Genomic DNA, 26,349 nt, shown 5'->3' with positions numbered 1-26,349 from the left:
GATCGATCGGTCGTCTAGGCTCGGTGTCATGAGCACCGTGGACTACGCATTCGACGACGGCATCGCCGTGATCTGGCTGAACCGCCCCGAACGGCTCAACGCGGTGGTCGCCGAACTGGTCGACGACCTGCTGGAAGCCCTCGACGCGGCCGCGCATTCGGACGCGCGGGCGGTCGTGCTCGCCGGCCGGGGACGCGCGTTCTGCGCCGGTCATGACCTCAAGGAGCCCACCCCCGAGGGTGATTCACGCCCCAGGCTCGATCGGCTGCAGGACGTCACACGCCGCCTGCGTGGCCTGCGCCAGCCGGTCATCGCCGCGGTCCACGGCTACGCGATCGGCGCGGGTGCCGAGTTCGCGATGGGCTGCGACCTGATCCTCGCCGCCGAAGACGCGGTGTTCGCCTTCCCCGAGGTCTCGCTGGGCCTCAGCGTCACGGGTGCGGCGTCGCGGCTGCTGCCGCTGCTGGTCGGCCCGCTGAAGGCCAAGGAACTCCTGCTGCTGGGCGAACGCGTGAGCGGCACCGAGGCGCACGGGCTCGGCCTGGTCAACGCCGTCCTGCCCGCCGACGACCTGATGGACACCGCACTCGACTGGGCGGCCCGGATCGCCGCCCATCCGGCGGCCGCGGCCACGATGGCCAAACGCGCCCTCGATTCCGGCATCGACAGCTCGCTCGACGCCGCGCTCGAACTCGAGGTCAGCCACGCGCTGATCACCGAGCACTCCGCCGAGGTCGCCGCGTCGGCCGAGGCGTTCCGGAGCCGGACGTGACCTCGCTCGCCGGGATCGACACCCTCCTCGGGCTGACCGGCCGCGCCGCCGCGCTCTGGCCGGACAGGACGGCGTGGATCTTCGACTCCACCGGTGAGAGCTTCACGTTCGCCGAAGTCGACGCGCGCAGCACGGAGTTCGCCCGCGCGCTGCTGGACCTCGGCGTGCGGCCGGGCGACAGGGTCGCGGTCATGCTGCGCAACCAGCCCGAATTCCCGTTGCTGTGGCTGGCCCTGGCCAAGATCGGCGGGGTGCTCGTCCCGGTCAACACCGGATACCGCGAGTTCGACGGCGCCCACGTGCTCCGCCATTCCGGCGCCCGGTTCGCCGTCGTGGCCGGGGAATTCCTGGAACTGCTGACCAAGATCGCGCCGGAGACCTCGCTGGAACGCGTGCTCACGCCCGGCGAACTCACCGATCCCGGCGGCAGCCCGGCCTTTTCGAGTGAAGGCGAACGCCCGATCAACATCCAGTACACCTCCGGCACCACGGGCGCTCCCAAGGGCTGCGTGCTGCCGAACCGGTACTGGACGACGCTGGCGGTCAGCCTGGCCACGGACTTCCCCGCGGTCGGCGCGGACGACGTCATCCTGACCGCGCAGCCGTTCCACTACATCGATCCACAGTGGAACGTCGCGCTGGGGCTCGCGGGCGGCGCGACACTGGTGGTGCTCGACCGCTTCCACCCGTCCACGTTCTGGGAGAAGATCCGCGAACACGGCGTCACCTGGTTCTACTGCCTCGGCCTGATGCCCACGCTCCTGCTGCGCCAGCCGGAAAGCGAGCTGGACAAGGCGCACCAGGTCCGCGCGATCTGCGCGTCGGCCATCCCGCGTGACCTGCACGCCGCGCTCGAAGCACGCTGGGGCGCGCCGTGGTTCGAGGCCTTCGGCATGACCGAGACCGGCGGCGACATCCGGATGTACCCGGCGGATCACGACGAGACCATCGGCACCGGCTGCCTCGGCAGGCCCGCGCCCACCCGCGAGGTGATGATCTCGGACGCGGCAGGGAAACCGCTGCCACGCGGGGAAACCGGTGAGCTGCTGATCCGCGGGGTCGGCCTGATGCACGGCTACCACGACGACGTCGAGTCGACCCGCCGGGCGTTCGACGGCGGCTGGTTCCACACCGGCGATCTGGCCACAATGGACGACGAGGGCCGCGTGTACTACGTGGGCCGCACCAAGGACATGATCCGCCGCAGCGGTGAGAACATCTCCGCCGACGAGGTCGAGCGGGCGCTGCAACTGCATCCGGCGGTCAAGCTCGCCGCCGTCATCGCGGTGCCGGACGAGCTCCGCGGCGAAGAGGTCAAGGCGTATCTCGTCCTCGACGAAAACGAGGGACACCGGTGCGAACCGGCCGAACTGGCGGAGTTCTGCTCGGCGAAACTGGCGTACTTCAAGATCCCCCGGTTCTGGACCTTCGCGGCGGAACTGCCGATGACGCCGTCGGAACGGGTCGCCAAGGGTGAGCTGAGGAAGGCGGAAGACCTCCGCGCCGGTTCTTGGGACAGGACCACCGAAAAATGGCTGTAAGCACTCGCGAAAGAGTCCGGCAGGCAGCGGTGAAACTGTTCGCCACCAAGGGTTTCCACGGCACCGGCATCCGGGATCTCGCGCAGGAGGCGGAGCTGTCGTCCGCCAGCCTGTACCACTACATGGGCACCAAAGAGGACCTGCTGGTGGCCATCATGAACGAATCCCTGCGGCGCCTGCTCGACGCGGCCGAGCGGGCGACCGCCGGGCTCACCGATCCCGTGTCCCGGCTCGGATCCCTGGTGGCGCTGCACGTCCTCGCGCACGCCATCCATCCGGACGACACCCGCGTGGTGGACAACGAGGTCCACGCGCTCACCCCCGGCGCCAGGGCCGGGGTCGTGGGGCTGCGCGACGCCTACGAAAGGCTGTGGGCGGACGCCATCGAAGACGGTGTCGCGGCCGGCGTCTTCCACACCGACCAGCCTTCGGTGACCAGGCTCGCACTGGTGGAGATGTGCAGCGGGGTCGCGCGCTGGTATTCGCCGTCCGGGCCGCTCACCCTTGATCAGCTGGCCTCGCATTACGCGGAACTGGCGCTGCGCGCGCTCGCCTGTGAACGTCATCTGGATGTCACAGCCTTGCAAAACTGCCGTGAAGTGGTCTCGGGAGTGTGGCGAGTGCCCGTTTAGCGGCGACTTTAGGACGGTACGCCTTGCTCAGACGGCTTGTCTGGGGGACGCTCGAAGGGTGACTGAGCAAACGATCCAACTCGAACTGGACGACTCGGGTCTCTCGCCGGCGTTGCCGGTGCCTTCGAACCCCCGTGATCAGGTGCAAGACGTCCCCTACCGCCCGGTGGGCTTCCGCGACGACGACCTGCCCTCGGCCCTCGAACGGTGCGCGACATGGCTACGCCAGGCTCAGGAGTGGCTCGGAGAACCGGTCGATGTGCTGGCCGTCCATCTCGACTATGACGACCGCAAGGGTTCGCCCTACTACGACGTGAAGCTTCTCTGCAACGAAGAGGACCTGGCCGGGGTCCCGATCGCGATGCGGGGGAAGAAGGAAGACTAGGGCCGACGCAATGAAGGGGCCTTTCATCGCGAATTTCGCGATGAAAGGCCCCTTCATTGCACTTGGGCGCCTCAGCCAGGGTCAGCCCAGCGTGCCGCCGACCTTGACGTGCCCCTTGAGCAGGTTGCGCGCGATGGTCCGGCGCTGGATCTCGTCGGTGCCCTCGTAGATCCGCAGCAGCCGCAGTTCGCGGTACCACCGCTCGACCGGCAGTTCCCGCGTGTAGCCCATTCCGCCGTGGATCTGCAGAACACGGTCGACGATCTCGTTCGCCTTCACCCCGCCGTACAGCTTCGCCATCGACTGCGCGTGCCGCGAGTCCAGCTTCTGGTCGACCTGCCAGGCGGCGTGCAGTACCAGCCAGCGCAGCGCCTCCAGTTCGGTGCCGGAGTCCGCGATCATCCACTGGATGGCCTGGCGCTCGGCGATCTTCTGCCCGAACGTCTCCCGCGTGTTGGCGTGCTCGATGGCCATCGAGATGAGCCGCTCGCAGGAGCCGATCGCGCGGGCGGGCAGCAGGTAGCGGCCCGCGCCGATCCACTGCATGGCCAGGTCGAAACCGTGGCCGAGCTCGCCGAGGATCTGCGTCTCGGGGACGCGGACGTCCTCGAAGACCAGCGCCGCCGGGCCCCATTCGCCCATGGTGTCGATGTATTCGGACTTCCAGCCCGCGTCGCGGTCGACGAGGAAGCAGGTGACGCCGCCGTTCGCGCCCTTCTCGGGATCGGTGATCGCGAACACCATCACGAAGTCGGCCTCGTTGCCGCCGGTGATGAAGGTCTTCTCGCCGTTGATGACCCAGTCGGTGCCGTCCTTGCGGGCGGAGGTCCGGATGGCCTTGGCGTCCGAACCCGCGCCGGGTTCGGTGATCGCGAAGCAGGACTTGCGTTCGCCCGAGATCGTCGGGAGCAGGTAGCGCTCCTTCTGCTCGTCGTTGGCGTAGTACAGGATGTTGTCCGCGTTCCCGCCGAAGCGGAACGGCACGAACGTGCGGCCGAGTTCGGCCTCCAGCAGCGCGGTCATCACCGCGGACAGGCCCATGCCGCCGTACTCCTCGGGCGTCTGCACACCCCAGAAGCCGGACTCCTTGGCCTTGAGCTGCAGCTCGCGCAGCTCCTCGCCGGTGAGACCCGGCTGACCGGCGCGTTCGCGGCGCAGCACCTCCTGCTCACGCGGCATCAGGTCCCGCTGGACGAACGTGCGGACCCAGTCGCGCACCTCGCGTTCCTCGACGCTGAGAGAGAAATCCATGGTCAGCCCGCTCCTGTTCGGCATTGACTAAGCGCTCGCTTAGCTCAGCGTACCGCTTCGGTTGTCGTTCGCCGAGAAACTGTCATAAGTTTTCGCAACCTGTCCCCGTCTCGTCGAAGGGCACCCATGAGCACGCAGGAACCCGCGACGAAGCGGGACCGGACCCATTACCTCTACATCGCCGTCATCGCGGCGGTGGCGCTCGGCATCGCCGTCGGCATCCTGTTCCCCCAGCTCGGCAAGGAACTGAAGCCGCTCGGGACCGGGTTCGTGAACCTGATCAAGATGATGATCTCGCCGATCATCTTCTGCACGATCGCGCTCGGCGTCGGCTCGGTGGCGAAGGCGGCGAAGGTCGGCCGCGTCGGCGGGCTCGCGATCGGCTACTTCCTGGTGATGTCCACGGTCGCGCTGGTCATCGGCCTGGTCGTCGGCAATCTGCTCCAGCCGGGCGCCGGACTGCACCTGACCCCCGAGATCGCCGAAAAGGGACAGGACCAGATCGCCAAGAGCGAGGGGACCGTCGAGTTCCTGCTCGGGATCATCCCGAAGACGCTGGTCTCGGCGTTCACCGAGGGCGAGGTGCTGCAGACGCTGCTGGTCGCGCTGCTCGCCGGGTTCGCGCTGCAGAAACTGGGCCCGAAGGGCGAGCCGATCCGCCGTGGCATCGAGCACATCCAGCGGCTCGTGTTCCGGATCCTCTCGATGATCATGTGGGCCGCGCCGGTCGGCGCTTTCGGCGCGATCGCCGCCGTCGTCGGCGAGACCGGCTGGAAGGCGCTGCAGAGCCTCGCGGTGATCATGCTCGGCTTCTACATCACCTGCGGGCTGTTCGTGTTCGTGGTGCTCGGGCTGATCATCGGCCTGTTCGCCAGGGTCAACATCTTCAAGCTGCTGAAGTACCTCGGGCGCGAGTTCCTGCTGATCCTCTCGACCTCGTCGTCCGAGTCGGCGCTGCCGCGGCTGATCGCGAAGATGGAGCACGCCGGCGTCTCCAAACCCGTGGTCGGCATCACCGTGCCCACCGGGTACTCGTTCAACCTCGACGGCACCGCGATCTACCTGACGATGGCGTCCATCTTCATCGCGGACGCGCTCGACAAACCACTGACCATCGGCGAACAGATCTCGTTGCTGGTGTTCATGATCATCGCCTCGAAGGGGGCCGCCGGGGTCACCGGCGCGGGGCTCGCGACACTGGCCGGCGGGCTGTCGTCGCACCGGCCGGAACTGGTCGACGGCGTCGGGTTCATCGTCGGCATCGACCGGTTCATGTCCGAGGCCCGCGCGCTGACGAACTTCGCGGGCAACGCCGTCGCGACCGTGCTGATCGGCACCTGGACCAACGAGATCGACCGCGAGCAGCTGGACCGGACGCTGAACGGCCAGTCGCCGTTCGACGAAGCGACGTTGCTCGACGAAAACTCGAGTGATGCCGGTGCGGAATCGGGTATGAAGGAGACGTGATCGAATGTGCGGTCCATTGGTCCCCGCCCCTGCCCGCTGAACCCCGGTTCCTGGCACTGCTCGACGAGGTCGAACAAGGCCGGTACGACAGCTACCGCCAGGACATCGACAAGCGCCGGTTCCTGACCGGCCGGATGCTGGCGAAAACCGTCGCCGCCGAGCGGCTCGGCCTGGCTGTCGAGGACGTGAGCTTCGACGCGACCTGCGAAGACTGCGGGAAACCGCACGGCCGCCCCCGGGTGCCCGGTGCGGCGCTGATGCTGTCGATCTCGCATTCCGGGGACCTCATCGGCGTCGCGGCCACCGCGGGGACCCCGGTCGGCCTCGACGTCGAGACGGCCACCAGGCGCGCCGAGGACTCGCTCATGGAGTACGCGCTGACCCCGACCGAGCAGGCCGCGATCTCCGGGCTGCTCGCCGAGCAGCGCGCGACGGCGTTCTTCACCTACTGGACGCGCAAGGAAGCCGTCATGAAGGCCACCGGGAAGGGCCTCAAGATCCCGCTGCAGAGCATCACGTTCTCCGGGTACGACGAACAGGCGCGGCTGGTCCGGTCGAGCCATCCCGCCCTCGACCCGGCGCGGACCCGGCTCGCGGACCTGAAAGCGACCGAGGGCTACCGGGCCGCCGTCGCGCTGATCACCTCGGAAGACATCTCGGTCACCGAAGACTTCGTGACCCTCTGACCCTCCCGCAATTCGTCATCTACTTGCGTGGGCGCTTACCGGCGCCGGGCATCGATCGGGCGCAAGTAGGTGACGAGTTGCGGGGTCTCTAGATCTCCAGGCCCATGGCGGCCAGCAGGGTGCGGAACTTCGCCGAGGTCTCGTCGAGTTCGGTCCGGGGGTCGGACGCGGGCACGATGCCACCGCCGGCGTACAGCCGCATGGAGGTGTCGGCGATCTCCGCGCACCGGATCCCGACGGCCCATTCGCCGTCTCCCGCCGCGTCGACCCAGCCGACGGCGCCCGCGTAGTACTCGCGGTCGAACGGCTCCAGCTCCTGGACCAGGGAGCGCGCGGCGTCGGTCGGCGTTCCGCAGACCGCGGGGGTCGGATGCAGCGCGGCGGCGAGGTCCAGCGCGGTGACGTCCTGGTCGATCAGCTCACCGGTGACGGTGGTCGAGAGGTGCCAGATCGCCGGCGTCGAGACCAGTTCGGGGCCGCGGACGTCGAGGGTGCGGCAGAACGGCCGCAGGATCTCGACGACGGACTCCACCACCACGGCGTGTTCGACGTGGTCCTTTTCGGACGCCAGCAGCGCCTCACCATGGGCCTTGTCGATCGCCGGGTCCGCCGACCGGGGCATCGACCCGGCATGCGGCCGGGACAGCACGGCGCCGCCGGTGCGGGACAGCAGGAGCTCGGGGGTGGCGCCGACCAGCGTGCGCCCGCCGGGCAGCTGCGCGGCGTAGGTGGTGTGCCGGGGGTTGCCGTTCGCCAGGTTCCGGACGACGTCGGAGACCGGGACGGCGTCGGCGAAGTCGAGATCGAGAGCGCGGGCCAGGACGACCTTGCGCAGGTCACGGTCGCTCAACGCCGAGACGGCCGCGCGGACGGCGGCGAGATGCGCCTCCGGTTCGGGCACGGAAGTGACCTTGACCGGCTGCGGGAGGGCGGTGCGCGACGGGACGGCCGCTCGATCGGACGACGCGCGGTGCACCGTGCGGGGAAGGACCAAGTGTCCCGGCGTCGAAGTACCGGAACTGGTGTCGAAGGGCAGGACGCCGACCGCGATCGGAGCGCCCGAGTCGGCGAACAGCCCAGGCAGCGCCTTGGACAGCCGCGCCGGATCGGTGTCGGTCGCGGTGGCCGCGGCCCCGCTCGCGAGGAGCGCGTGCCGGGCCGTGGCCAGGAGGAAGTCGCCCCGCTCGTAGCGGGCGGCCAGGTCTGCCGGGGTCGCCGGTGCGGTACTGGTCGTCACCCCACCAGCGTCCCAGGCTCCGGCTGAGACCAGGGGAAAGTGTTGCCCGGGCAACAGCCTCTCAGGCGACACCTTCCCCTGGGCAGCCCGTGACCTGGGCAGTGTCTCTCAAAAGCGCGCTGCCGGATTTCCGTAGCCGGGCCGTGGCAACGGCTGGTCACTCGCCCAGCCATGTCAGCGGCCCGCCTCCGCAAATCCGAGGCCTCCGGCCGAGAGAGACGCGCCCGCTTTACTTCAGCGCCTCGAGGAGGGCCTCGCGCTGCCGCTCACCCAGGCCGGCGGCACGCCGGTCGGGGTCGATCCCGGCCTGCTCCAGCAGGGCGGCGACCTTGACCGCGCCCAGGCCGGGCACGGCCTTCAGCAGCTGCGTGACCTTCGTCTTGCCGATGGTCTTGTTCTCCTTGGCCTGCTTGAGCACCTTGTCGATGCTCTCCTTGCCGGACTTGATCGACGCAAGCAGCTCGGAGCGCGCCTTGCGAGCCTCAGCCGCCTTGGCGAGGGCATCGGCGCGCTGCTCCGGAGTCAACGTGGGCAGAGCCAACGTAGTAGTCCTTTCATCTCAGGTCTCCGCTTTCGCGGCCGACGGCCTTAACCCATGCTTGCAAGAGCAAGCGCTGGCCAGCCGTCTCTGTACCACGGCTCCAGTAAACGCCACTCGTTCCTCGGCCGTGAAACCGACACGCACTTATTACCCCTCGACCACGCCATGGGCAACCCGCCTCAGCCTGCGGAAACACGTCCATCGGGCGGCGATTGGATGGCGTTCATCACCCTTATGAGCGATGCCATCACTTCGCACTGTTAGCCATTTTTCGTTTCATGGGAGGAAAAATACGAATTATTGATGATCTTGACCCGAACCGGCGAACACCCGATAGCGCGACACTGTGACCGAACGGTTGCCTCCGACGTTACTGACCAGTTCACCCGACCCGCATTAGAGTCGGCCCAACCCCAGTTCACCGGAGAACGAGCACCACGGGAGTACGCGATGTTGAGCACGATGCAGGACGGACAGCTGTCACTGGGCAGGCTGCTCCGCCACGGCACGACGGTGCACTCCGAGAGCGAAGTGATCACCTGGACCGGTTCAGAAGCCCGCCGCGAGACCTACGGCGAACTCGGCAAGCACGCCGCTCGCCTGGCGAACGCCCTCCGGAGCCTCGGCATCACCGGTGACCAGCGCGTCGGCACCTTCATGTGGAACAACGCCGAGCACATGGCCGCCTACCTGGCCATTCCCGCGATGGGCGCGGTGCTGCACACGCTGAACATCCGGCTGTTCCCGGAGCAGCTGGTCTTCGTCGCCAACCACGCCGAGGACCAGGTCGTCATCGTCGACGGCACGCTGATCCCGCTGCTGGCCAAGCAGCTGCCCGAGCTGAAGACCGTCCGCCACGTCATCGTGGCCAACGGCGACGCCTCCGCCCTCCCGGCGCCGGACGGCGTCCAGGTGCACTCCTACGACGAGCTGCTGGCCGGCCGGCCGGACACCTTCGACTGGCCCGACGTGGACGAGCGTTCGGCCGCCGCGATGTGTTACACCTCGGGCACCACGGGTGACCCCAAGGGCGTCGCGTACTCCCACCGGTCGATCTGGCTGCACTCGATGCAGGTCACGATGACCGACAGCATGCGACTGGCCCAGCACGACAAGGCCCTCGCGATCGTCCCGATGTTCCACGCGATGGCGTGGGGCATGCCGTACGCGGCGCTGATGGTCGGCGCCTCGCTGCTGATGCCGGACCGCTTCCTCCAGCCCGCCCCCATCGCCCAGATGCTCGACGCCGAGAAGCCGACCTTCGCCGGCGCCGTCCCGACGATCTGGCAGGGCCTGCTCTCCCACCTCGACGCGAACCCGCAGGACATCTCGCATCTGCGCGAGGTCGTCGTCGGCGGCTCGGCCGCGCCGCCGTCGCTGATGCACGCTTTCGAGGACCGCTACGGCGTGCCGATCCTGCACGCCTGGGGCATGACCGAGACGTCGCCGCTGGGCAGCGTCGCGCGTCCGCCCGCCGCCGCGACCGGCGAGAAGGCCTGGGAGTACCGCTACACGCAGGGCCGGTTCCCGGCGTCCGTCAGCGCCCGGCTGATCGGCGACAGCGGCGAGGAACTGCCGTGGGACAACGAAAGCGTCGGCGAGCTCGAAGTGCAGGGCCCGTGGATCGCGGCGTCGTACTACAGCGGCACGACCGGGGACGAGCCCGATCCGGAGAAGTTCCACGACGGCTGGCTGCGCACCGGCGACGTCGGCAAGATCAGTCCGGACGGCTACCTCACGCTGACCGACCGCGCGAAGGACGTCATCAAGTCCGGCGGCGAGTGGATCTCCTCGGTGGACCTGGAGAACCAGGTGATGGCCCACCCCGCGGTGGCCGAGGCGGCCGTGGTCGGCATCCCCGACGAGAAGTGGGACGAGCGCCCGCTGGTCGCCGTCGTGCTCAGGGAGGGCCAGAGCGTCACGGCCGAGGAACTGCGCGAGTTCTTGTCCGGCAAGGTCGCCAAGTGGCAGCTCCCGGAGAATTGGACCTTTGTGGACGAAGTCCCCAAGACCAGTGTCGGCAAGTTCGACAAGAAGCGGCTGCGGGCGTTCCACTCCGAAGGCAAACTCGACATCAGTCAGCTCTAACGGGTTAATCTCCCGCGCGCCTGCCCTTCCGTGAAGGCCATCTTGAGGGACCCTGTCCCCGGAGATGGCCTTCACGGCGTTCGGCGAAGGGTTTTGTCGGTGCGGAAGACAAGCAGGCGCGCGTTTTTGGCGCTGGCGGGGACGACCGTCCTCTCCGCCTGCGGGTCGAACAGTGTCCAAACAGGAAGCCCGCCACCGTCGACGGCGTACTCCGCCGGGATGACCAGGCCGAAACCGAAACCGGTGGACCTCGCGCAGTGGTACCACCCGTATCCCGAACCCGGTGTCCAGGAAGCCGTCGCGCGCTACGCGGCCGCGTACCAGAAGTCCAAGGTCGCGGTGCAGTGGAATCCCGACGACTACGAGACAAAACTGAACGCCGCACTGCAGGCGGGCCCCGTCCCGGACGTCTTCGAAGGCCAGGTCACCGTCGACCGCGTCCGGCAGAACCTCCTCGTCCCGCTCGACGACGTCATCGGGCCCGTGCGCGGCGATTTCAACCAGTCCGTGCTCGCGGCGCAGACCGTCGACGGCAAGCTCTACGGCATCCCGCAGGCGCTCGACACCCAGGTCCTCTTCTACCGCAAGAGTTTCCTGCAGGAGGCCAAGGTACAGCCGCCGCAGACGCTCGACGAGCTAGTCGACGCGGCGAAGAAACTCTCCAGGGACGGCGTCAAAGGGCTGTTCGCCGGCAACGACGCGGGCGCGTCGGCACTCGCCGGGCCGCTGCTCTGGGCGGCCGGGCTCGACTACGTCAAGGACGGCAAAGCCGTCGGCTTCGACGATCCGCGTGCCGCCACGGCGTTCGCGAAACTCCACGAGCTCAACGGTTCGCTGCTGCTGGGCGCCTCGACGGACTGGGCGGACCCGATCCCGTTCATCGACGGGCTCGCCGCCATGCAGTGGACCTGGCTGTGGAACCTGCCGAAGATCCAGGACACCATGAAGGACGACTTCGGCGTCCTGGCCTTCCCCCGCCTCGACGCGGCGGGCGCGCCGTCCGTCCCGGTCAGCGGACTGAGCGCGATGGTGCGCTCCAAGAGCTTGAACCCCAGCGCCGCCAAGGACTTCGTCAAATGGCTGTGGCTGGAGCGCACCGACTTCCAGCAGGAGTTCGCCACCAAGTTCGGTTTCCACCTGCCCGCGCGGCTGAGCGTGCTCGACAAGGTCGACGCGGCGGGCGACGCCGCGAAGCTGGTCAAGGAGAACGGCCGCGCCGCCGGTCCACTGTGGACTCCGACGGCGAACGCCGCGCTCGTCGACGCGCTGGGCCGCATCGCCCGTGACGGCGCCGACCCGGTCGCCGAGACGAAGAAGGCTGTCGAGGCCGTCAAAGCCGAACTGGGTCGCCTGTCCGCGTGAGCCGCCGCGAGCGGACGTAAGCGACGACCAGCACGATCGACAGGATCACCGCGCCGCCGTCGGTGACCACCGAGGGCAGCACCCCCGGCCAGCCGTGTTCGGCGATCGCGGCCCGGTGCACTTCGAACGGCACGACGTAGACGCCGAACGCCTGGCCGACGTTGACCGCGAGCACCGGCCAGAAGAGCCGGCGCCAGCGGAACCAGACGAGCAGCCCGAGCGCGTTGCCGACGATGAAGACGTTCCCCACCAGCCGCAACGCGCCGAGATAGCCCGGCGCGCCGCCGGTGTCCGCCCCCTTGAGCCACATGCTCCGCTCGATCAGGTCCAGGTCGATGATCACGTAGTTCTGCAGCGTCGTCCCGATCACGAAGACGATCGAGCACAGCACCGTGACCAGGCGGATCTTCGGTGTCCAGAGCATCACTTCCCCCGTTCCCTATCAGTGATAGAGAGAAATCTATCACTGATAGAGTCGCCGGGTGGCACGCAAAGGCTCGCTGGACCTCGCCAAGATCACCGGGGCCGCCGTCGAACTGCTCGACGAAGCCGGTCTCGCCGAACTGAGCACCCGGCGCCTGGCGGCGAAGCTCGGCGTCAGCTCGCCGACGCTGTACTGGCACGTGAAGGACAAGGCGGAACTGCTCGATCTGGTCGCCGAAGCGATCTGCGCGGACGCGTTCGAGATCGACAGCGCCCTGCCGTGGCGCGAACAACTCGCGAGCGGACTCCGCCAGTTCAGGGCCTTGCTGCTGAGCCATCGGGACGCGGCCGCCCTGCTGCGCGAACGGCCGCCGACCGGGCCGCACCGGCTGGGCCACATCGAAACGACCGCGCGGATCCTGCTGGAGGCGGGCTTCTCCGAAGAGGACACCGCGGGTATCTCGCGACTGCTCACGGCGCACGTCCTCGCCTCGGTCGAGACTCTTCCCGCGCGGAAGCCGGACGAAGGGTTCCTCGAACGACTCGCGGCTTACCCCCACGTGAGCAGGCTCGGCCCGGCTTTCGCGGCGCAGAGCAGCGGTGACCTTTTCGAACTGGGCGTCGACGTGATCCTGGACGGGCTCGAAGCCCGCCTCCAGTCGCTGACCTGTCCGTGAAGGCCTCCTTGCCTACCCTGAAGGTAGGGAAGGAGGCCTTCACGACGTCGAGTCACCCACGGCACCGACGCCTCAAGGGAGCTCTACTCCCCGGAAACGCCCCAGATCGCCAGTTCGATGGCGACGTCGTCCTCGTAGAGCAGCGCGCAGTTCGCGCTCCAGCGCGGACGGCGTTCGTACGGCAACTGTCCCGCCTTGTCGAGTTCGTCGAAACCGGCGACGGACGGCTCCTCGGTGCCGAAAGCGGTGAGAAGCTCCTCGTCGGTCAAGGGCCGGATCGTGCCGAAGTCGTCCTCGCCCGTGGCGCTGATGAACTCGTGGACGTCGAGCACCGAATGGGTCCCCGACTCCTGGACGCTCTCCACTTCGTACAGCTCGTCGACCGAATCCGGGCGGCCGAGCTCGTCCTCTTCCCAGAGGTAGTCACCCTCCGCGAAGACGCGCGCCTTGATCGCGTCCAGCGCGGCTTCCGGGTCGCCGGCGAACCGGCCGCGGACAGACCAAGCCGAAGCACCCACCGGGGCCACCTCCTCGTTCGCCGAGCGACCAGCTTAACCAACGCGGCCGGTCGAGCATTCGGCCGAACGTGACAAATTTTCGCATTACCCTTTTCTGGTGTTCACCCCACGGCTAACGTCGTCCGGCATCGTCCTTCCGCGACACCCATCCGCGACGAGTAGGGGCACCGCCATGTCCGACATCTCCAGGCGCACCTTCGCCACGGCGGGCGCCGCCGGCGTCGGCCTGCTGCTGTGCACGCCGACCGCCAACGCGCTCGACCGGGCGCTCGCACTCACCACGGCCCGCGCGACGCGGACCGCGGGCACCACACTGGAATCCGCGGCCGCCCCGCTGAAGAGCGGTCCGGGCTACACGCGGCTGACCGCGGGCCCCGGCTGGCCGCTGGTGGTCCGGGGGGACCTCGCCGCGCCGAAGTCCGGCCGCGACGACCGGCGCCGCGCGATGGCCTCGTTCGCGCAGTTCACCGACCTGCACTTCACCGACGCCGAGAGCCCGGCGCGGTTCGAGTACCTGCACCCGTTGATCGGCTCGGCGCACCGGCCACAGGAGACGCTCGGCCCGGTCGCGACGACGGCGCTGGTGGAGCGGGTGAACAGCCTGAAGGCGGGCCCGTTCACCGGACGGGCGATCGACTTCATGGTCACCACCGGCGACAACACCGACAACCACGAGCTGATCGAGCTCGAGTGGTTCCTCAAGGTGCTCAACGGCGGCACGGTGAACCCGACCTCGGGCGACCCGGACGTGCACGAAGGCGTCCAGACGTCCGGGTCCCCGCACTACTGGAACCCCGGCAAGACGCTGGACGACGCGTACACGAAGAAGGGCTTCCCGCAGCTGCCCGGCCTGCTCGGCGCCGCGTCGAGCACGTTCACCTCACCCGGTCTCGACGTCCCGTGGTTCTGCACCTTCGGCAACCATGACGACAGCATCGTCGGCACGGTGCCGGATCTGCCGGGGATGGACGCCTGGTACACCGGCCGCTTCAAGGTGATCGGCAAGGACGAGACGACGTCGCGGAAACTCGCCAAGGCGATCGGCTCCGGCTCCGGTGTCCCCGTCACGGAGCTGTTCGGCGGCTCGGGCACGATCCGCGAGATCACCCCGGACGAGCGACGGCGGCCGTTCAGCACCGCGGAGTTCGTCCGGCACCACCTCGACACCGCCAACACCGGCCCCGGCCCGGTCGGCCACGGGTTCAGCGGGAACAACGCCGACGGGCGGAACGTGTACTACACCTTCCGGATCGCGCCGGGCGTCGTCGGCATCAGCCTCGACACCACCACGATGGCCGGGCTGGCCGACGGGTCGATCGGGCTCGGGCAGTTCACCTGGGTGGAGAACACGCTCAAGCGGAACAGTTCGGTGTACTACGACTTCTTCGGGCGCAAGGTCACGCAGAACGTGACGGACGAGCTGTTCGTCCTGTTCAGCCACCACACCAGCGACACCATGGGCAACCTCCTCCCGGACGCGCGGCACCCGCTGGAGCCGCGGCTCAACGGCGACACGTTCGTCTCGCTGCTGAACCGGTTCCCGAACGTGCTGGCGTGGGTCAACGGGCACACACACCACAACAAGATCACCCCGCACCCCGGCAAGACGGCGAAGCAGGGCTTCTGGGAGATCAACACCGCGTCGCACATCGACTTCCCGCAGCACGCGCGGATCATCGAGGTCGCCGACAACTCCGACGGAACGCTTTCGCTGTTCACGACCCTGATCGAGGCCGAAGCGCCGTACGAAGCGGCGTACTCGGACACCTCGACGCAAGCGCTTGCGTCGCTGTACCGGGAGTTCTCGTACAACGACATCCACGCTTCGCTGGGCGCCGTCGGCACCGCTCAAGACCAGAACACGGAACTGCTGCTGACCCATCCACTCACCTGACGGACCCGCGTTACCTCAGGGGTAATCGACACGGGGCGCGGCGCCCGGCACGCTCGGTGCCATGACCGACGCAGCAGGCACCGCGCTCTTCCACCAGACCATGCCGTTCACCGAGCGGCTCGGCATCGAGGTCCTGGAGCATTCCGCCGCCGTCGTGCGCGCCCGGATCGCGTGGGACGAGACGCTCCGCACGCTCGGCGGAGCGCTGCACGGCGGCCTGCTGATGGCGCTGGCCGATTCCGCGGGCGCGGTCTGCGCGTTCCTCAACCTGCCCGAGGGCGGACAGGGCACGACGACCGTCGAATCGAAGACGAACTTCCTGCGCGCGGTCCGGTCGGGCCACGCGACGGCCACCTCGAAGCCGCTGCACGCCGGCCGCAAGATCATCGTGGTGGAAACGGAAATCCACGACGACGACGCCAAGCTGGTCGCGAAAGTGACACAGACTCAGGCCGTCTTGTAGACAACTGTTTACATACCTCGCGCGACCGGCGAAAATCCCTTCCCTCTGGGTGGATTCGAGCTGAGTGGATTCGAGGGATGGAGCCGGGATGCGCATACGAGGGCTGGTCACGCTGCTGACGATCGCGACTCTGACCGCCGTGACGGCACAGACGGCGGAAGCGGGCCCCGGCCGTGGAGACGACGAATCGATCGACTACCACGAATGGTCCGGTCACCACGGTTTCCGCGACGGCAGGCTGGAGGGGCTCGGCCTCGACCACGGCGCGCTGCGCATCGACCGCCCGATCGGCACCGTCGAACACACCGAACCCGTGCTCGGCACCACGAAGACCTACGAATACGGCCAATGGACGTCGAGGAGCCGCACGCAGGGCTTCGACGCCTCCCAGCTGGTCGCGTCGTGGAACGCCAAGACGCCCGCGAAGACCTGGATCAAGGTGGAGGCGAAGGGCCGCACCTCGTCGGGCACCGACACCGCCTGGTACGTCATGGGCCGGTGGGCCAGTGGGGACGCCGACATCAAACGCACCAGCGTCGACGGCCAGAGCGACGCCAACGCCGCTGTCGACGTCGACACGCTGGTCATGAAGGCGGGCGTCGCGCTCCGGTCGTACCAGCTGCGGGTCAGCCTGTACCGCGAGGCCGGTTCGCGTGCCACGCCGTCGGTGACGTCGGTCGGCGCGATGACGTCGCTGGTCCCGGACCGGTTCGAGGTCAAGGCGACGAAACCGGGCCACGCCACCGGGATAGAGCTCAAGGTGCCCGCCTACGCCCAGAACCTCCACAAAGGACACTTCCCGGAGTACGGGGGCGGCGGCGAGAACTGGTGCAGCCCGACGTCCACCGAAATGGTGGCCGAGTACTGGGGCAAACGGCCCAAGCCCGAGGACATGGCGTGGATCCCGGAGGGTTACGTCGATCCGACCGTCGCGTACGCCGCCCGATACACGTTCGACTACGCCTACGACGGGACAGGCAACTGGCCGTTCAACACCGCATACGCCGCTTCACTCGGACTGCGTGGGCACATCACCCGATTGCACTCCTTGAACGAAATCGAAAACTACATCGCGCGCGGTATCCCGGTGATCACGTCGCAGTCGTTCAAAGCCGAGGAACTCGACGGCGCGGGCTACGGCACCTCCGGGCACATCATGGTCGTCGTCGGCTTCACGAAGGACGGTGACGTGATCGCGAACGACCCGGCCGCCGGCAGCAACGACCGTGTCCGAAACGTCTACAAGCGACACCAGTTCGAGACGATCTGGCAGCGCACCAAGCGGTACAACACCACGGGCGGGGTCTCCAGCGGCCCGGGTGGGGTCGCGTACATCATCACGCCGCACTGAAACGATTCCGCACCCTAGCGGATCTCGCGGCCGGTATGGATTTCGTGGCAAGCTCGGAGTTTCGTCGACTCGGAGGTGGGCATGCCGTACGAGGTCCAGGGCGTCGTTTCCCGCGCCAAGGGTGAACCGGTCTCGCTGGAGTCAGTGACAGTGCCCGATCCCGGGCCCGGCGAGGCCGTCGTCTCGGTCAAGGCGTGCGGCGTCCGCCACACCGACCCGCACTACCGCGAGGGCGGGATCAACGACGGGTTCCCGTTCCTGCTCGGCCACGAGGCCACGGGTTTCGTGGAGGCCGTCGGCGACGGCGTCACGGACCTCGATCCGGGCGACTACGTGATCTTGAACTGGCCCGCACTCGACGCCGGGGCGTTCCCGGAAAAGAAGCTCGTCCACAGTGGACAGTGTACGAAGGTCGACCCGGCCGCCGAACCCGCCGTCGCCGGGCTGCTCGGCTGCGGGGTGATGGCCGGGCTCGGCGCGGCGCTGAACACCGGCGCGGTGAGCAGCGGCGATTCCGTCGCGGTCATCGGCTGTGGCGGTGTCGGCGACGCGGCCATCGCCGGGGCGAGCCTCGCCTGCGCGAAGACCATCGTCGCCATCGACACCGACGACCGGAAGCTGGCCTGGGCCAAGGACTTCGGCGCCACCCACACGCTGAACAGCAAGGGGTTGAGCGAAGACCAGGTCGTCGAGGCGATCCAGGAGTTCACCGATTCGTTCGGCGCGGACGTCGTGATCGACGCGGTCGGCAGGCCCCAAACATGGCGGCAGGCGTTCCTGCCCTCACGCGATTTCCCGATGCTGATCGACCTCTATCCGCAGGGCAGGCTCCCGCTCGACAAGTCCGTCACCGAGCGGATCGCCCTCGACGGCGTCGAGCAGGGCTTCGAGCGCATGCACCACGGGGACGTCCTCCGTAGCGTGGTGACATGGTGAAACTCTTCGCCGACGCCGATTTCCCCGCCGACCCGTATCCGGGAGCGCGGCCAGGTCACTCCTTCGTCCACTTCGACGGCGCCGGGCACAGCCTCGACACCGCGCCGGAAGGCTGGCGCGAACGCCAGGCCGTGCTCGCCTACGGCTCGAACGCGTGCCCGTCGAAGATCACCTGGCTACGCGACAACATGGGCCTGACGGGCCCTGTCGTCGTCTGCCACGCGCGCTGCACCGACCTCGCCGCGGTCTGGGCGTCCGGCCTGCGGTTCCGAGACGGGCAGCGGCCCGCCACGCTCGCCGCCGCCCCGGGTGTCGTCGAGGAGCACGCCGTCTGGTTCGCGACCCCCGCCCAGCTCGCCGTGCTCAACACCTGTGAGGGCAACGGGCAGCGCTACCGCCTGGTGCGGCTGACCGCCCCGGCCATCACCCTCGACGACGGCACCGTCCTCGACGACGTGGTGGCGTACGTCGGCGCCGCGGACATCCGCCTGCCGATCCTCGTGGACGGCAGGCACATCCGCGTCGCCGACCTCGAACAGCGCCGGGCCGCGGCACTGGAAGGGATCCCCGCCGAGACGCACGGCCTGGACTGCACGCTGGTCGACGCCGGGACGCTGGTCAAAGAAGCTTCCCTGGATTGAGGATCCCGGCCGGGTCGACGGCCTTTTTCGCCGCTCGCAACACTTCGACGCCGATCTCGCCGATCTCCGATGCCAGGTAGCGGGCGTGGTCGACGCCGACGGCGTGGTGATGCGAAATGGTGCCGATCCCGGTGATCGCCTCCGACGCCGCCGCCTTCGCCCGCTGCCACTGGCCGATCGGGTCGGCCTCGTCGCGGGCGGTGAGCACGGTGAAGTACAGCGACGCGCCCGTTTCGTAGGCATGGGAGACGTGACACATGATGATGGCCCGGCCGAGCGTGGCGGTGAGCGCGGCGCGGACGGCGTCTCGAAGATCGCTCAGTTCCGCCCAGTACGCGGCGGTCTCCAGGGTTTCGACGCAGACGCCGTTGTCCAGCAAGGCGTCCCGCTGCCGGGGCCCGGAGAACCGGCCGCGGCGCCAGGATTCGCCGAGCATGGCGCCGATGCGGACGGCGCCGAACGGCTCCAGCACCCGGGTGGTCTCCTGGCGGCGCCGGGCGACCTCGCGTTTCGACGCGCCTTCCCAGCCGACGATCAGCAGGCAAGGCGCGTGGATCCCGCGTGCCTTGAGATACCGGCGCAGTGCCTTGGTCTTCCAGCTGTCGTTGAGCGCCAGCGAAACCTCGCTCTCGTCTACATCGGACAGTCGCGTGACGTCGGCGAGCACGTGCCGCTGGGCGAGTTCGCGCACAGCCGCGGTGCCGTCCTCCCAGCCGTCGAGGACGTAGCCCTCGTAGCGGCGTACTTCCGGCACCGGGCGGACGCGGAGGGCGACCTCGGTGATCACGCCGAGCGCGCCCTCACTGCCGATGGCGAGGTGCCGCAGGTCCGGTCCGGCGGCCGACGCCGGTGCGACGCCGAGCTTCCACTCACCGCGCGGGGTCGCGAGCCGGACGCCCGAAACCATGTCCTCGAACCGGCCGTAGCCCGACGAGGCCTGCCCGGCGGACCGCGTCGCGGCGTACCCGCCGATCGTGGCGCGCTCGTAGGACTGGGGCACATGACCGAGGGTGAAGCCGTGCGCGGCGAGCAGCCGGTCGGCCTCCGGGCCGGTGACCCCCGCCTGCAGGACCGCGATCCGGGAGACGGGGTCGACGGAGACCAGGCCGTCGAGCCGGGTGAGGTCGAGCGCGATCACCGCGCTCTTGTCCCCGCGCAGCGCCGTGACCCCGCCGACCACCGACGTCCCGCCGCCGAACGGGACGACGCCGACGTCGTGCCGTGCGCAGATTTCCAGCACCGACTGGACTTCGTCGGGATTCTCCGGCAGGACGACGGCGTCCGGCACCGGAAAATCACCGAATCCCCGTCGCCGTACCAAGTCCAGATAGGACAGCCCGCTCGCCCTGGCGAGCCGTTCCCCCGGCGTCACCAGAACGTGCTCGGCGCCGACGAGCTCCTCCAGGTCTCGCTTCGGCTGCTCGCCCAGCACCGGTTCGGGCACGGACAGCGCCGAATCGGGTGCGAAAGGAGCCGCGGAGGCCAACGGGCCGATACGCTGGACGAGCCACCGCAGTGCCTTCGCCGGAAGGTGGGCCGCGTCACCGGCTTCAGGCGTCCAGGATCGTCTTAACCGGTGGTCAATAAGCTCCGTCACGACTACAGTGTTACACATGGACGTAAAACGTCACTCACCTGCGGAAACAGGCGTCTCGGCACTGGCGGATACCCGATCCCGCCAGGCCTCGACACGCGTGTCCGACGACGTTCTGCTGGACGCGGCGAAGAAGTGCGTGCTCGCCGTCGGCGTGAGGCGGACCACGCTCGCCGAGATAGCGCGGACGGCGAAGGTCAGCCGGATGACCGTCTATCGCCGGTTCCCGGACGTGCGCAGCGTGCTCGCGACCCTCATGACCCGCGAGTTCGGCGGACTGCTGCAAGGCGCCGCCGAACCGGACGTCGAACCGGCCCACTTCCGCGAGAAGCTCGTGCGGAGTTCGACGGCCGCGGTCGCCGCGCTCTCGGGTGACCCGCTGTTCCGCACGCTGCTGGACCTCGACCCCGAACTGGTCCTGCCCTACATCGTCGAGCGGCTCGGAAAGACCCAGCGCTTCGCCGAGGGCGTGATCCTGCACCTGCTGCAGGCGGGCCACGAGGACGGCTCGATCCGCAAGGGCGACCTGCCCTCGCAGGCGCGCACCCTGTTGCTGCTCATCCAGTCCTTCACCTTCTCCTACCGCCCCGCCACCGCGGACGTGAACGAGAAGAACCTGATGACGGAGTTCGCCCACGTGCTCGACGCGGCGTTGAGGCCGTGACGCCGGGCTCACTCAACGCTCTGCGGCGTGAGCGCGAGCTCGCGGCGCTGGCCGGCGGTGAGCGGGTCGACCTGCTGGTGGTCGGCGGCGGTGTCACCGGCGCGGGGATCGCGCTGGACGCGGCCGCGCGCGGGCTCTCGGTGGCCCTGATCGAGGCGTACGACCTGGCGTACGGGACGTCGCGCTGGTCCAGCAAACTCGTCCACGGCGGGCTCCGCTACCTGGCCAAGGGCGATCTGGCGCTGGCGCACGAGAGCGCCGTCGAACGCGGGATCCTGATGACCCGCACCGCCCCGCATCTCACCAGGGCGATCCCGCAGCTGTTCCCCCTGTACCGCGAGACCTCCCGCGGCCAGCAGGCGTTCATCATGACCGGCCTCGTCGCCGGTGACGGCCTCCGCCGCGCGGCCCGGACCCCGGCGTCGGTGCTGCCCCGGCCGAGGTCGATCCCGGCCGCGGAGGCGCTGGCGCTCGCTCCCGGCCTGTCCCCCCAAGGCCTGCGCGGCGCGCTGCTGGCCTACGACGGCGCGCTGACCGACGACGCGCGGCTCGTGGTGAACCTGGCGCGCACGGCGGCGTCACGCGGCGCGAAGATCCTGACGAGGGTCGAAGCGCTCCGGCTCGACACGGATTCGGTGCGGGCCAGGGACCGGCTCACCGGGCAGGAGATCGAAATCCGCGCCGGTCAGGTGATCAACGCGACGGGCGTCTGGGCGGGCGAGCTGGCGGAGGCGGTGCGGCTGCGGCCGTCCCGCGGTTCCCATCTGATCCTGGCCGCGGGCGCGGCGCCGATCGGCGCGACGTCGGTCAACGTGCCCGTCCCCGGCGAGAACAACCGGTTCGTCTTCCTGCTGCCGCAACCCGATGGCCGCGTGTTCGTCGGGGTCACCGACGAACCGACCGACGGCCCGGTCCCGCGCGTGCCGTCGGTGCCGGAGTCCGATGTGGACTTCCTGCTCGAAGTCGCGTCGAAGGCGTTCACCCGCCCGCTGACCCGCACCGACGTCGCGGGCTCGTTCGCCGGGCTGCGACCGCTGGTCGAGGGCGGCGGCGGGCGCAGCGCCGATCTTTCGCGCAAGCACGCGGTGGTGACCGGCGCCGACGGCGTGCTCACCGTCGTCGGCGGCAAGCTGACGACGTACCGGAAGATGGCCGAGGACGCCGTCGACGCGGCGCTGAAGCGGTCCGGGCTCCACGCCGGGCCGTCGACCACGTCCCGGCTCCCTTTGCTCGGCGCGACTCCGCGGCATCGTCTGTCCACTGTGGATGCTCCGGCCCGGCTGGTCGCCAAGTACGGCACCGAAGCGCCACGGGTCGCCGCACTCGGCGAAGTCGATCCGGAACTGGGCCTGCCGCTGTTCGCCCGCACCGAGATCAGCGCGGCCGAGGTCGTCTGGGCAGTGCGGCACGAGGGCGCGCTCGACGTCGAGGACGTTCTGGAGCGCCGCACCCGGCTCAGCTTGGTCGCCCCCGACGCCGAGGCAGCCCGCGCCCGGGTCCAGGAGCTCGTCGACAAGTCGCTCGCCGGACTCGCCTGAGAGCTTCCCGCAATTGGTCACCTACTTGCAGTGAGGCGCGCCCTAAACTTGACGAGTCGTTGGGTTTTTGCAACAGTATGTTCCATGAGCCCGGTCAGACGCGGCAAAGAGCTGCCGATCTACAACCGGCTTCCGGTGCTCCGGGCGGAGCGCGGACTGAGCAGGGCCGCCCTCGCGACGGCGGTCGAGGTCAACCCGCAGACCATCGGCGCGCTCGAACGAGGCGACCACTACCCGAGCCTCGACCTGGCGTTTCGCATCTGCACGGTGTTCGACCTCCCGGTCGAGGCCGTGTTCAGCCGCGAACCGTTCACGCCACTGTCCACTCAGGTCTACCGGGAGGGGGGAACATGAGCGAAGAGCGAGGCCGTCTCGCGACGTACTGGGAACGCCAGCAGGAGCGCTGGGAGGAGCTGGAACGCAAACGCGCCCTTCGGCTTCCGTCCTGGCGGACGAGGAAACGGCGGCGGACGTTGAGCGTGTTCGTGGTGGCGGGCGACCTGGTCCTGATCACCGGCGCCGCCTTCTTCCACGCGGGGCCCGCGGTGGCCTTCTTCGTGCTCTGGTTCGGCGGCAGCATCGTCGCGGGCGGCGCGCACTACCTGCTGCGGATCCTGACCGGCAAGATGAGCAACGGGTTCTCCATCCGGCTCGACGAACGCGAGCGGGAATGGCGGCATCGCGCCACGTTCATCAGCTATCAGGTACTGGTCGCGCTGATGCTGGTCGCGGTGTTCTACGGCCTGCTCGTCTCCGGCACCGAGGACGGCGGCGCGCGGGGCGCGATGATGGGCTGCGCCCTGCTGGTCACCGGCACCACGCTGTCCGGTGTCATCCTCGGCTGGTCGCTGCCGGACGACGATCCCGAAGACTTCGACGAGGAGGTCCCGGCATGACAGTCGTCAGGACCCGCTCGGACCGGCGGCGGCTCGCCGTCGCCGCGGTGATCGGCCATTCCGTGGTCATCGCCGGAGCCGCGCTGCTGCGCGAGCCGACGTTGTGGTTCGCCGTCGGCCTGCTGATCCCGGGGCTGTGCCTGTGTGTCGGCGCGGCGGCTGTGTTGCGCCGCGCAGTCGGCAGACCCGCCTCCGCGGCGAAGGACCTCGACGAGCGTGAAATGCTGCTACGCAACCGCGCGCACTACGCGGCGTTCCAAGGTATCTGCGTGTTGATGCTGGTGGATCTCGCATACGGGCTCTACGCGGCCGGGCAACCGGAACCCGGTTCCCTGCTTTCTTCGATGACAGCGGCGTTGTTCGTCCTCGGGACGTCGCTGCCGGCGCTTTGGCTCGCCTGGAAGCTGCCGGACGACGACCCGGAGGATTTCGACGAGGGGATTCCTGGATGACCAGGGAAAAGAAGCGCCACAGGGTTTCGATCGGGGTGATCGCCGTCGTCTTGGTGGCGGGAGGGGTGCTCGCCGGCGCGGCCAGAGCCGTCCTGGTCTACCGGGCCACTTCGGTGGTGAGCAACGTCAAGCTGGACGGACTGGTCCAGCACAACCGCACGTTTTCCGGCGTCCATCGGGGGATCACGGCGCTCGTGCGGTATCTGGAAGAGGGGAAGAGGAAATGATCGAGGGGAAGCTGGAGATCGACCGGATCTCCAAGAAGTACGGCGCGAAGGCCGCGTTGGACGAGGTGAGCTTCGAGGTCCAGCCCGGTGAGCTGTTCGGGTTCGTCGGCAGCAACGGCGCGGGCAAGACCACCACGATGCGGATCGTGCTCGGGGTGCTCGCGGCCGACTCCGGCCAGGTGCGGCTCGGCGGCGCGCCGATCACCCACGAGACCCGCACGCATATCGGGTACATGCCGGAGGAACGCGGACTGTACCCGAAGATGAAGGTACTGGAGCAGCTGGTCTACCTCGCCGAACTGCACGGGATGTCGGCCAACGACGCCCACCGCAGCGCCGAGAACTGGATCGCGCGCCTCGGGCTGACCGAACGCCGCAAGGACGAGGTGCAGAAGCTGAGCCTCGGCAACCAGCAGCGCGTGCAGCTCGCGGCCGCGCTCGTGCACGATCCGCGGGTGCTGGTGCTGGACGAGCCGTTCTCCGGCCTCGACCCGCTGGCCGTGGACGTGATGAGCGGCGTGCTGCGCGAGAAGGCCGCGACCGGGGTGCCGGTGGTGTTCTCCAGTCACCAGCTGGATCTGGTCGAGCGGCTGTGCGACCGGGTCGGCATCATCCGAAGTGGACGGATGGTCGCCTCCGGCGCCGTCGGTGAGCTGACCGCCGGCGCGGGCAACGGCCTCGTCGTCACCGCGCCCGGCGCCACGCCCGGCTGGGCCTCGGCCGTTCCCGGCGTCCGGTCGGTCGAACAGAACGGCCCGACGACGATCCTCGAACTCGAGCCGGGAGCCGACGACCAGGCCGTGCTCGCCGCGGCCCTGGCCACCGGCCCGGTCACCGAATTCACCAAACGCAGGCGTTCGCTGACCGAGCTGTTCCGCGACGCCGTCGCCGAGAAGCCCGCGGCACAGGGAGTTTCCGCATGAACACCGTTTCTTCGTGGCGCGCCGTCTGGCTCATCGCCAAACGCGAGCTGAACACCCGGCTGCGCACCCGGTCCTTCGTGATCGGCACCGCCGCGCTGCTGGTCATCCTGATGGGTTACGTCCTGCTGCAGTCGACGCTGATCAGCAACGAGGACAAGAGCAAGATCGGGCTCACCGGGCAGACCGCCGGGATCGCGCAACAGCTCCAGAAGGCGGGCGAGGCGATCGGCGAGAAGATCGAGACCGTCACCGTCGCCGACCCGGCACAAGGCCGGGCGGAAGTCGAGAACGGCGACCTCGACGCGCTGCTTTCCGGCAACGCCACCGAGCTGAAGGTGCTCGTCAAGTCCGAATTGGACACCAAGCTGCGCTCCCTGCTGAACGGCGTTTCCCAGCAGGAAGTGTTGAACGGCATCCTTTCCGAGTTCCAGAAGTCCCCGGAAGAGGTGATGCGGACGGTCGGGCAGACCCAGGTCGAGGTCGACTCGATCAAACCGCCGGATCCGGCGAAATCCCAGCGGATGGTGATCGGGCTGATCGTGGCGGTGCTGCTGTACATGAGCATCGTGACCTACGGGACGCTGGTCGCGCAGGGCGTGGTCGAGGAGAAGTCCAGCCGGGTCGTCGAGATCCTGCTGTCCACGGTCCGGCCGTGGCATCTGTTGCTGGGCAAGGTGATCGGGCTCGGCCTGGTCGGGCTGACCCAGCTGGTGATCATCGGCGGCGCCGGATTCGCCGTCGCTTCGGCGACCAACGTGCTGACCCTGTCAGGGGTCGCGACGGGCGCGCTGTTGTGGGGCGTGGTCTGGTACCTGCTCGGATTCCTGTTGTACGCCACCGTCTACGGCGCCATGGGCTCGCTGGTCTCCCGGCAGGAGGACACCCAGTCGGTGATCGGCCCGGTCAACATCGTGCTGATCCTCGGCTTCGTCGTCGGGTTCAACCTGCTGACGCAGGCACCCGAGGGCACGGGAACGAAGATCCTTTCGCTGGTACCGTTGCTTTCCCCGGTGCTGATGCCCGCGCGGATCGCGGCCGGGACCGTGGAGGTGTGGGAAATCGCGCTTTCGCTGGGCCTGACCGTCGGCGCCATCGCCCTGTTCACTTGGCTGGGCGCGCGGATCTACCAGAACAGCGTGCTGCGGGTCGGCAGCCGGATCAAGCTGTCCGAGGCCTTCAAGGGCTGATCG

General features: G+C 68.7%; 28 protein-coding genes. 22 read left to right on the top strand and 6 right to left on the bottom strand.

Annotation, left to right across the window (positions count from 1 at the left end; all coding sequences use genetic code 11):
• The first annotated feature begins 28 nt into the window (after positions 1 to 28).
• From ACFOSH_RS22910 to ACFOSH_RS22895, 4 genes are read left to right on the top strand one after another with little or no spacing between them, the layout of a single operon-like run.
• A complete protein-coding gene (locus ACFOSH_RS22910) occupies positions 29 to 772 on the top strand; it encodes an enoyl-CoA hydratase/isomerase family protein (protein ID WP_378241079.1) in 744 nt (247 codons plus the stop codon).
• Positions 769 to 2,313 carry an ATP-dependent acyl-CoA ligase gene (locus tag ACFOSH_RS22905; RefSeq protein ID WP_378241078.1) on the top strand — a complete coding sequence of 515 codons (1,545 nt, stop codon included), beginning with the start codon at positions 769 to 771 and terminating at the stop codon, positions 2,311 to 2,313. The genes ACFOSH_RS22910 and ACFOSH_RS22905 overlap by 4 nt, the downstream gene beginning before the upstream one ends.
• The gene (locus ACFOSH_RS22900) at positions 2,304 to 2,945 is read left to right on the top strand and encodes a TetR/AcrR family transcriptional regulator (protein ID WP_378241077.1); all 642 of its coding nucleotides are present in this window, start codon (positions 2,304 to 2,306) and stop codon (positions 2,943 to 2,945) included. The genes ACFOSH_RS22905 and ACFOSH_RS22900 overlap by 10 nt, the downstream gene beginning before the upstream one ends.
• Positions 2,946 to 3,003: 58 nt before the next feature.
• On the top strand, positions 3,004 to 3,330 hold the full coding sequence (locus tag ACFOSH_RS22895; RefSeq protein ID WP_378241076.1) for a hypothetical protein: 327 nt from the start codon (positions 3,004 to 3,006) through the stop codon (positions 3,328 to 3,330).
• Positions 3,331 to 3,411: 81 nt separating this feature from the next.
• Here ACFOSH_RS22895 and ACFOSH_RS22890 read toward each other — a convergent pair whose 3' ends face one another.
• Complete coding sequence (locus ACFOSH_RS22890; protein WP_026467021.1) at positions 3,412 to 4,581, bottom strand: acyl-CoA dehydrogenase family protein; 1,170 nt, start codon at positions 4,579 to 4,581, stop codon at positions 3,412 to 3,414.
• 126 nt (positions 4,582 to 4,707) lie between these two features.
• Here ACFOSH_RS22890 and ACFOSH_RS22885 point away from each other — a divergent pair, with 126 nt between their 5' ends.
• Both ACFOSH_RS22885 and ACFOSH_RS22880 read left to right on the top strand, forming a co-directional pair.
• The gene (locus ACFOSH_RS22885) at positions 4,708 to 6,048 is read left to right on the top strand and encodes a cation:dicarboxylate symporter family transporter (protein ID WP_378241075.1); all 1,341 of its coding nucleotides are present in this window, start codon (positions 4,708 to 4,710) and stop codon (positions 6,046 to 6,048) included.
• Positions 6,045 to 6,734, top strand: a complete 690-nt coding sequence (locus ACFOSH_RS22880) for a 4'-phosphopantetheinyl transferase family protein (RefSeq protein ID WP_378241074.1) — start codon at positions 6,045 to 6,047, stop codon at positions 6,732 to 6,734. The genes ACFOSH_RS22885 and ACFOSH_RS22880 overlap by 4 nt, the downstream gene beginning before the upstream one ends.
• Positions 6,735 to 6,822: 88 nt before the next feature.
• Here the strand turns inward: ACFOSH_RS22880 and ACFOSH_RS22875 are convergent, their stop codons facing one another.
• The gene (locus ACFOSH_RS22875; protein WP_378241073.1) at positions 6,823 to 7,971 is read right to left on the bottom strand and encodes an isochorismate synthase; all 1,149 of its coding nucleotides are present in this window, start codon (positions 7,969 to 7,971) and stop codon (positions 6,823 to 6,825) included.
• A 229-nt stretch (positions 7,972 to 8,200) separates the two neighbouring features.
• Complete coding sequence (mihF, locus tag ACFOSH_RS22870; protein ID WP_005155963.1) at positions 8,201 to 8,512, bottom strand: integration host factor, actinobacterial type; 312 nt, start codon at positions 8,510 to 8,512, stop codon at positions 8,201 to 8,203.
• Between the two features lie 450 nt (positions 8,513 to 8,962).
• Between mihF and ACFOSH_RS22865 the strand changes: the two genes are divergently transcribed.
• The gene (locus tag ACFOSH_RS22865; RefSeq protein WP_378241072.1) at positions 8,963 to 10,600 is read left to right on the top strand and encodes a long-chain fatty acid--CoA ligase; all 1,638 of its coding nucleotides are present in this window, start codon (positions 8,963 to 8,965) and stop codon (positions 10,598 to 10,600) included.
• Positions 10,601 to 10,699: 99 nt separating this feature from the next.
• Entirely contained in the window at positions 10,700 to 11,962 is a 1,263-nt protein-coding gene (locus tag ACFOSH_RS22860) for a sugar ABC transporter substrate-binding protein (protein WP_378241071.1), read from the top strand.
• Here ACFOSH_RS22860 and ACFOSH_RS22855 read toward each other — a convergent pair.
• A complete protein-coding gene (locus ACFOSH_RS22855; RefSeq protein ID WP_378241070.1) occupies positions 11,931 to 12,386 on the bottom strand; it encodes a hypothetical protein in 456 nt (151 codons plus the stop codon). The genes ACFOSH_RS22860 and ACFOSH_RS22855 overlap by 32 nt on opposite strands.
• Positions 12,387 to 12,444: 58 nt before the next feature.
• Here ACFOSH_RS22855 and ACFOSH_RS22850 point away from each other — a divergent pair, with 58 nt between their 5' ends.
• The gene (locus ACFOSH_RS22850) at positions 12,445 to 13,062 is read left to right on the top strand and encodes a TetR/AcrR family transcriptional regulator C-terminal domain-containing protein (protein WP_378241069.1); all 618 of its coding nucleotides are present in this window, start codon (positions 12,445 to 12,447) and stop codon (positions 13,060 to 13,062) included.
• 83 nt (positions 13,063 to 13,145) lie between these two features.
• On the opposite strand, the gene ACFOSH_RS22845 is transcribed toward ACFOSH_RS22850, so the two are convergent.
• Positions 13,146 to 13,580: a hypothetical protein gene (locus ACFOSH_RS22845; protein ID WP_378241068.1), complete on the bottom strand. Its 435-nt coding sequence runs from the start codon at positions 13,578 to 13,580 to the stop codon at positions 13,146 to 13,148.
• Positions 13,581 to 13,752: 172 nt separating this feature from the next.
• On the opposite strand from ACFOSH_RS22845, the gene ACFOSH_RS22840 reads away from it, so the two are divergent.
• The 5 genes from ACFOSH_RS22840 to ACFOSH_RS22820 all read left to right on the top strand — a co-directional run bounded on the left by ACFOSH_RS22840 (position 13,753) and on the right by ACFOSH_RS22820 (position 18,865).
• Positions 13,753 to 15,474: a TIGR03767 family metallophosphoesterase gene (locus ACFOSH_RS22840; RefSeq protein WP_378241067.1), complete on the top strand. Its 1,722-nt coding sequence runs from the start codon at positions 13,753 to 13,755 to the stop codon at positions 15,472 to 15,474.
• 61 nt (positions 15,475 to 15,535) lie between these two features.
• Complete coding sequence (locus ACFOSH_RS22835) at positions 15,536 to 15,937, top strand: PaaI family thioesterase (RefSeq protein ID WP_378241066.1); 402 nt, start codon at positions 15,536 to 15,538, stop codon at positions 15,935 to 15,937.
• Positions 15,938 to 16,025: 88 nt separating this feature from the next.
• A complete protein-coding gene (locus tag ACFOSH_RS22830) occupies positions 16,026 to 17,288 on the top strand; it encodes a C39 family peptidase (protein WP_378241065.1) in 1,263 nt (420 codons plus the stop codon).
• A gap of 81 nt (positions 17,289 to 17,369) precedes the next feature.
• The gene (locus tag ACFOSH_RS22825) at positions 17,370 to 18,224 is read left to right on the top strand and encodes a zinc-binding dehydrogenase (RefSeq protein WP_378241064.1); all 855 of its coding nucleotides are present in this window, start codon (positions 17,370 to 17,372) and stop codon (positions 18,222 to 18,224) included.
• Positions 18,218 to 18,865 carry a gamma-glutamylcyclotransferase gene (locus ACFOSH_RS22820; RefSeq protein ID WP_378241063.1) on the top strand — a complete coding sequence of 216 codons (648 nt, stop codon included), beginning with the start codon at positions 18,218 to 18,220 and terminating at the stop codon, positions 18,863 to 18,865. The genes ACFOSH_RS22825 and ACFOSH_RS22820 overlap by 7 nt, the downstream gene beginning before the upstream one ends.
• On the opposite strand, the gene ACFOSH_RS22815 is transcribed toward ACFOSH_RS22820, so the two are convergent.
• Positions 18,843 to 20,462 carry an FAD-binding oxidoreductase gene (locus ACFOSH_RS22815; RefSeq protein WP_378241062.1) on the bottom strand — a complete coding sequence of 540 codons (1,620 nt, stop codon included), beginning with the start codon at positions 20,460 to 20,462 and terminating at the stop codon, positions 18,843 to 18,845. The two genes, ACFOSH_RS22820 and ACFOSH_RS22815, sit on opposite strands and share 23 nt — an antisense overlap.
• A 97-nt stretch (positions 20,463 to 20,559) precedes the next feature.
• On the opposite strand from ACFOSH_RS22815, the gene ACFOSH_RS22810 reads away from it, so the two are divergent.
• From ACFOSH_RS22810 to ACFOSH_RS22775, 8 genes are all read left to right on the top strand, one after another.
• Complete coding sequence (locus ACFOSH_RS22810) at positions 20,560 to 21,123, top strand: TetR/AcrR family transcriptional regulator (RefSeq protein ID WP_378241089.1); 564 nt, start codon at positions 20,560 to 20,562, stop codon at positions 21,121 to 21,123.
• Positions 21,120 to 22,661 carry a glycerol-3-phosphate dehydrogenase/oxidase gene (locus ACFOSH_RS22805; RefSeq protein ID WP_378241061.1) on the top strand — a complete coding sequence of 514 codons (1,542 nt, stop codon included), beginning with the start codon at positions 21,120 to 21,122 and terminating at the stop codon, positions 22,659 to 22,661. The genes ACFOSH_RS22810 and ACFOSH_RS22805 overlap by 4 nt, the downstream gene beginning before the upstream one ends.
• Before the next feature lie 84 nt (positions 22,662 to 22,745).
• A complete protein-coding gene (locus ACFOSH_RS22800; protein WP_378241060.1) occupies positions 22,746 to 23,015 on the top strand; it encodes a helix-turn-helix transcriptional regulator in 270 nt (89 codons plus the stop codon).
• On the top strand, positions 23,012 to 23,557 hold the full coding sequence (locus ACFOSH_RS22795; RefSeq protein ID WP_378241059.1) for a hypothetical protein: 546 nt from the start codon (positions 23,012 to 23,014) through the stop codon (positions 23,555 to 23,557). Before ACFOSH_RS22800 ends, ACFOSH_RS22795 begins: the two co-directional genes overlap by 4 nt.
• Positions 23,554 to 24,009, top strand: coding sequence for a hypothetical protein (locus ACFOSH_RS22790; RefSeq protein ID WP_378241058.1), 456 nt, complete (start codon positions 23,554 to 23,556; stop codon positions 24,007 to 24,009). Before ACFOSH_RS22795 ends, ACFOSH_RS22790 begins: the two co-directional genes overlap by 4 nt.
• On the top strand, positions 24,006 to 24,236 hold the full coding sequence (locus ACFOSH_RS22785; protein ID WP_378241057.1) for a hypothetical protein: 231 nt from the start codon (positions 24,006 to 24,008) through the stop codon (positions 24,234 to 24,236). Before ACFOSH_RS22790 ends, ACFOSH_RS22785 begins: the two co-directional genes overlap by 4 nt.
• Entirely contained in the window at positions 24,233 to 25,159 is a 927-nt protein-coding gene (locus ACFOSH_RS22780; protein ID WP_378241056.1) for an ABC transporter ATP-binding protein, read from the top strand. The genes ACFOSH_RS22785 and ACFOSH_RS22780 overlap by 4 nt, the downstream gene beginning before the upstream one ends.
• Positions 25,156 to 26,346 (top strand): ABC transporter permease, encoded by a 1,191-nt coding sequence (locus ACFOSH_RS22775; RefSeq protein ID WP_378241055.1) that lies wholly within the window; start codon positions 25,156 to 25,158, stop codon positions 26,344 to 26,346. Before ACFOSH_RS22780 ends, ACFOSH_RS22775 begins: the two co-directional genes overlap by 4 nt.
• Positions 26,347 to 26,349: the final 3 nt, after the last annotated feature.

Origin of the sequence: Amycolatopsis speibonae, from assembly GCF_042647925.1 — a bacterium.
Classification (GTDB): domain Bacteria; phylum Actinomycetota; class Actinomycetes; order Mycobacteriales; family Pseudonocardiaceae; genus Amycolatopsis; species Amycolatopsis speibonae.
This window is presented reverse-complemented; position numbering and strand designations above follow the sequence as displayed.

Coding starts and splice junctions, on each gene's coding strand:
- ACFOSH_RS22910 (WP_378241079.1), top strand. CDS start 29: ATGAGCACCGTGGACTACGCATTCGACGACGGCATCGCCGTGATCTGG.
- ACFOSH_RS22900 (WP_378241077.1), top strand. CDS start 2,304: ATGGCTGTAAGCACTCGCGAAAGAGTCCGGCAGGCAGCGGTGAAACTG.
- ACFOSH_RS22890 (WP_026467021.1), bottom strand. CDS start 4,581: ATGGATTTCTCTCTCAGCGTCGAGGAACGCGAGGTGCGCGACTGGGTC.
- ACFOSH_RS22885 (WP_378241075.1), top strand. CDS start 4,708: ATGAGCACGCAGGAACCCGCGACGAAGCGGGACCGGACCCATTACCTC.
- ACFOSH_RS22865 (WP_378241072.1), top strand. CDS start 8,963: ATGTTGAGCACGATGCAGGACGGACAGCTGTCACTGGGCAGGCTGCTC.
- ACFOSH_RS22855 (WP_378241070.1), bottom strand. CDS start 12,386: ATGCTCTGGACACCGAAGATCCGCCTGGTCACGGTGCTGTGCTCGATC.
- ACFOSH_RS22840 (WP_378241067.1), top strand. CDS start 13,753: ATGTCCGACATCTCCAGGCGCACCTTCGCCACGGCGGGCGCCGCCGGC.
- ACFOSH_RS22835 (WP_378241066.1), top strand. CDS start 15,536: ATGACCGACGCAGCAGGCACCGCGCTCTTCCACCAGACCATGCCGTTC.
- ACFOSH_RS22830 (WP_378241065.1), top strand. CDS start 16,026: ATGCGCATACGAGGGCTGGTCACGCTGCTGACGATCGCGACTCTGACC.
- ACFOSH_RS22825 (WP_378241064.1), top strand. CDS start 17,370: ATGCCGTACGAGGTCCAGGGCGTCGTTTCCCGCGCCAAGGGTGAACCG.
- ACFOSH_RS22820 (WP_378241063.1), top strand. CDS start 18,218: ATGGTGAAACTCTTCGCCGACGCCGATTTCCCCGCCGACCCGTATCCG.
- ACFOSH_RS22800 (WP_378241060.1), top strand. CDS start 22,746: ATGAGCCCGGTCAGACGCGGCAAAGAGCTGCCGATCTACAACCGGCTT.
- ACFOSH_RS22795 (WP_378241059.1), top strand. CDS start 23,012: ATGAGCGAAGAGCGAGGCCGTCTCGCGACGTACTGGGAACGCCAGCAG.
- ACFOSH_RS22790 (WP_378241058.1), top strand. CDS start 23,554: ATGACAGTCGTCAGGACCCGCTCGGACCGGCGGCGGCTCGCCGTCGCC.
- ACFOSH_RS22785 (WP_378241057.1), top strand. CDS start 24,006: ATGACCAGGGAAAAGAAGCGCCACAGGGTTTCGATCGGGGTGATCGCC.
- ACFOSH_RS22780 (WP_378241056.1), top strand. CDS start 24,233: ATGATCGAGGGGAAGCTGGAGATCGACCGGATCTCCAAGAAGTACGGC.
- ACFOSH_RS22775 (WP_378241055.1), top strand. CDS start 25,156: ATGAACACCGTTTCTTCGTGGCGCGCCGTCTGGCTCATCGCCAAACGC.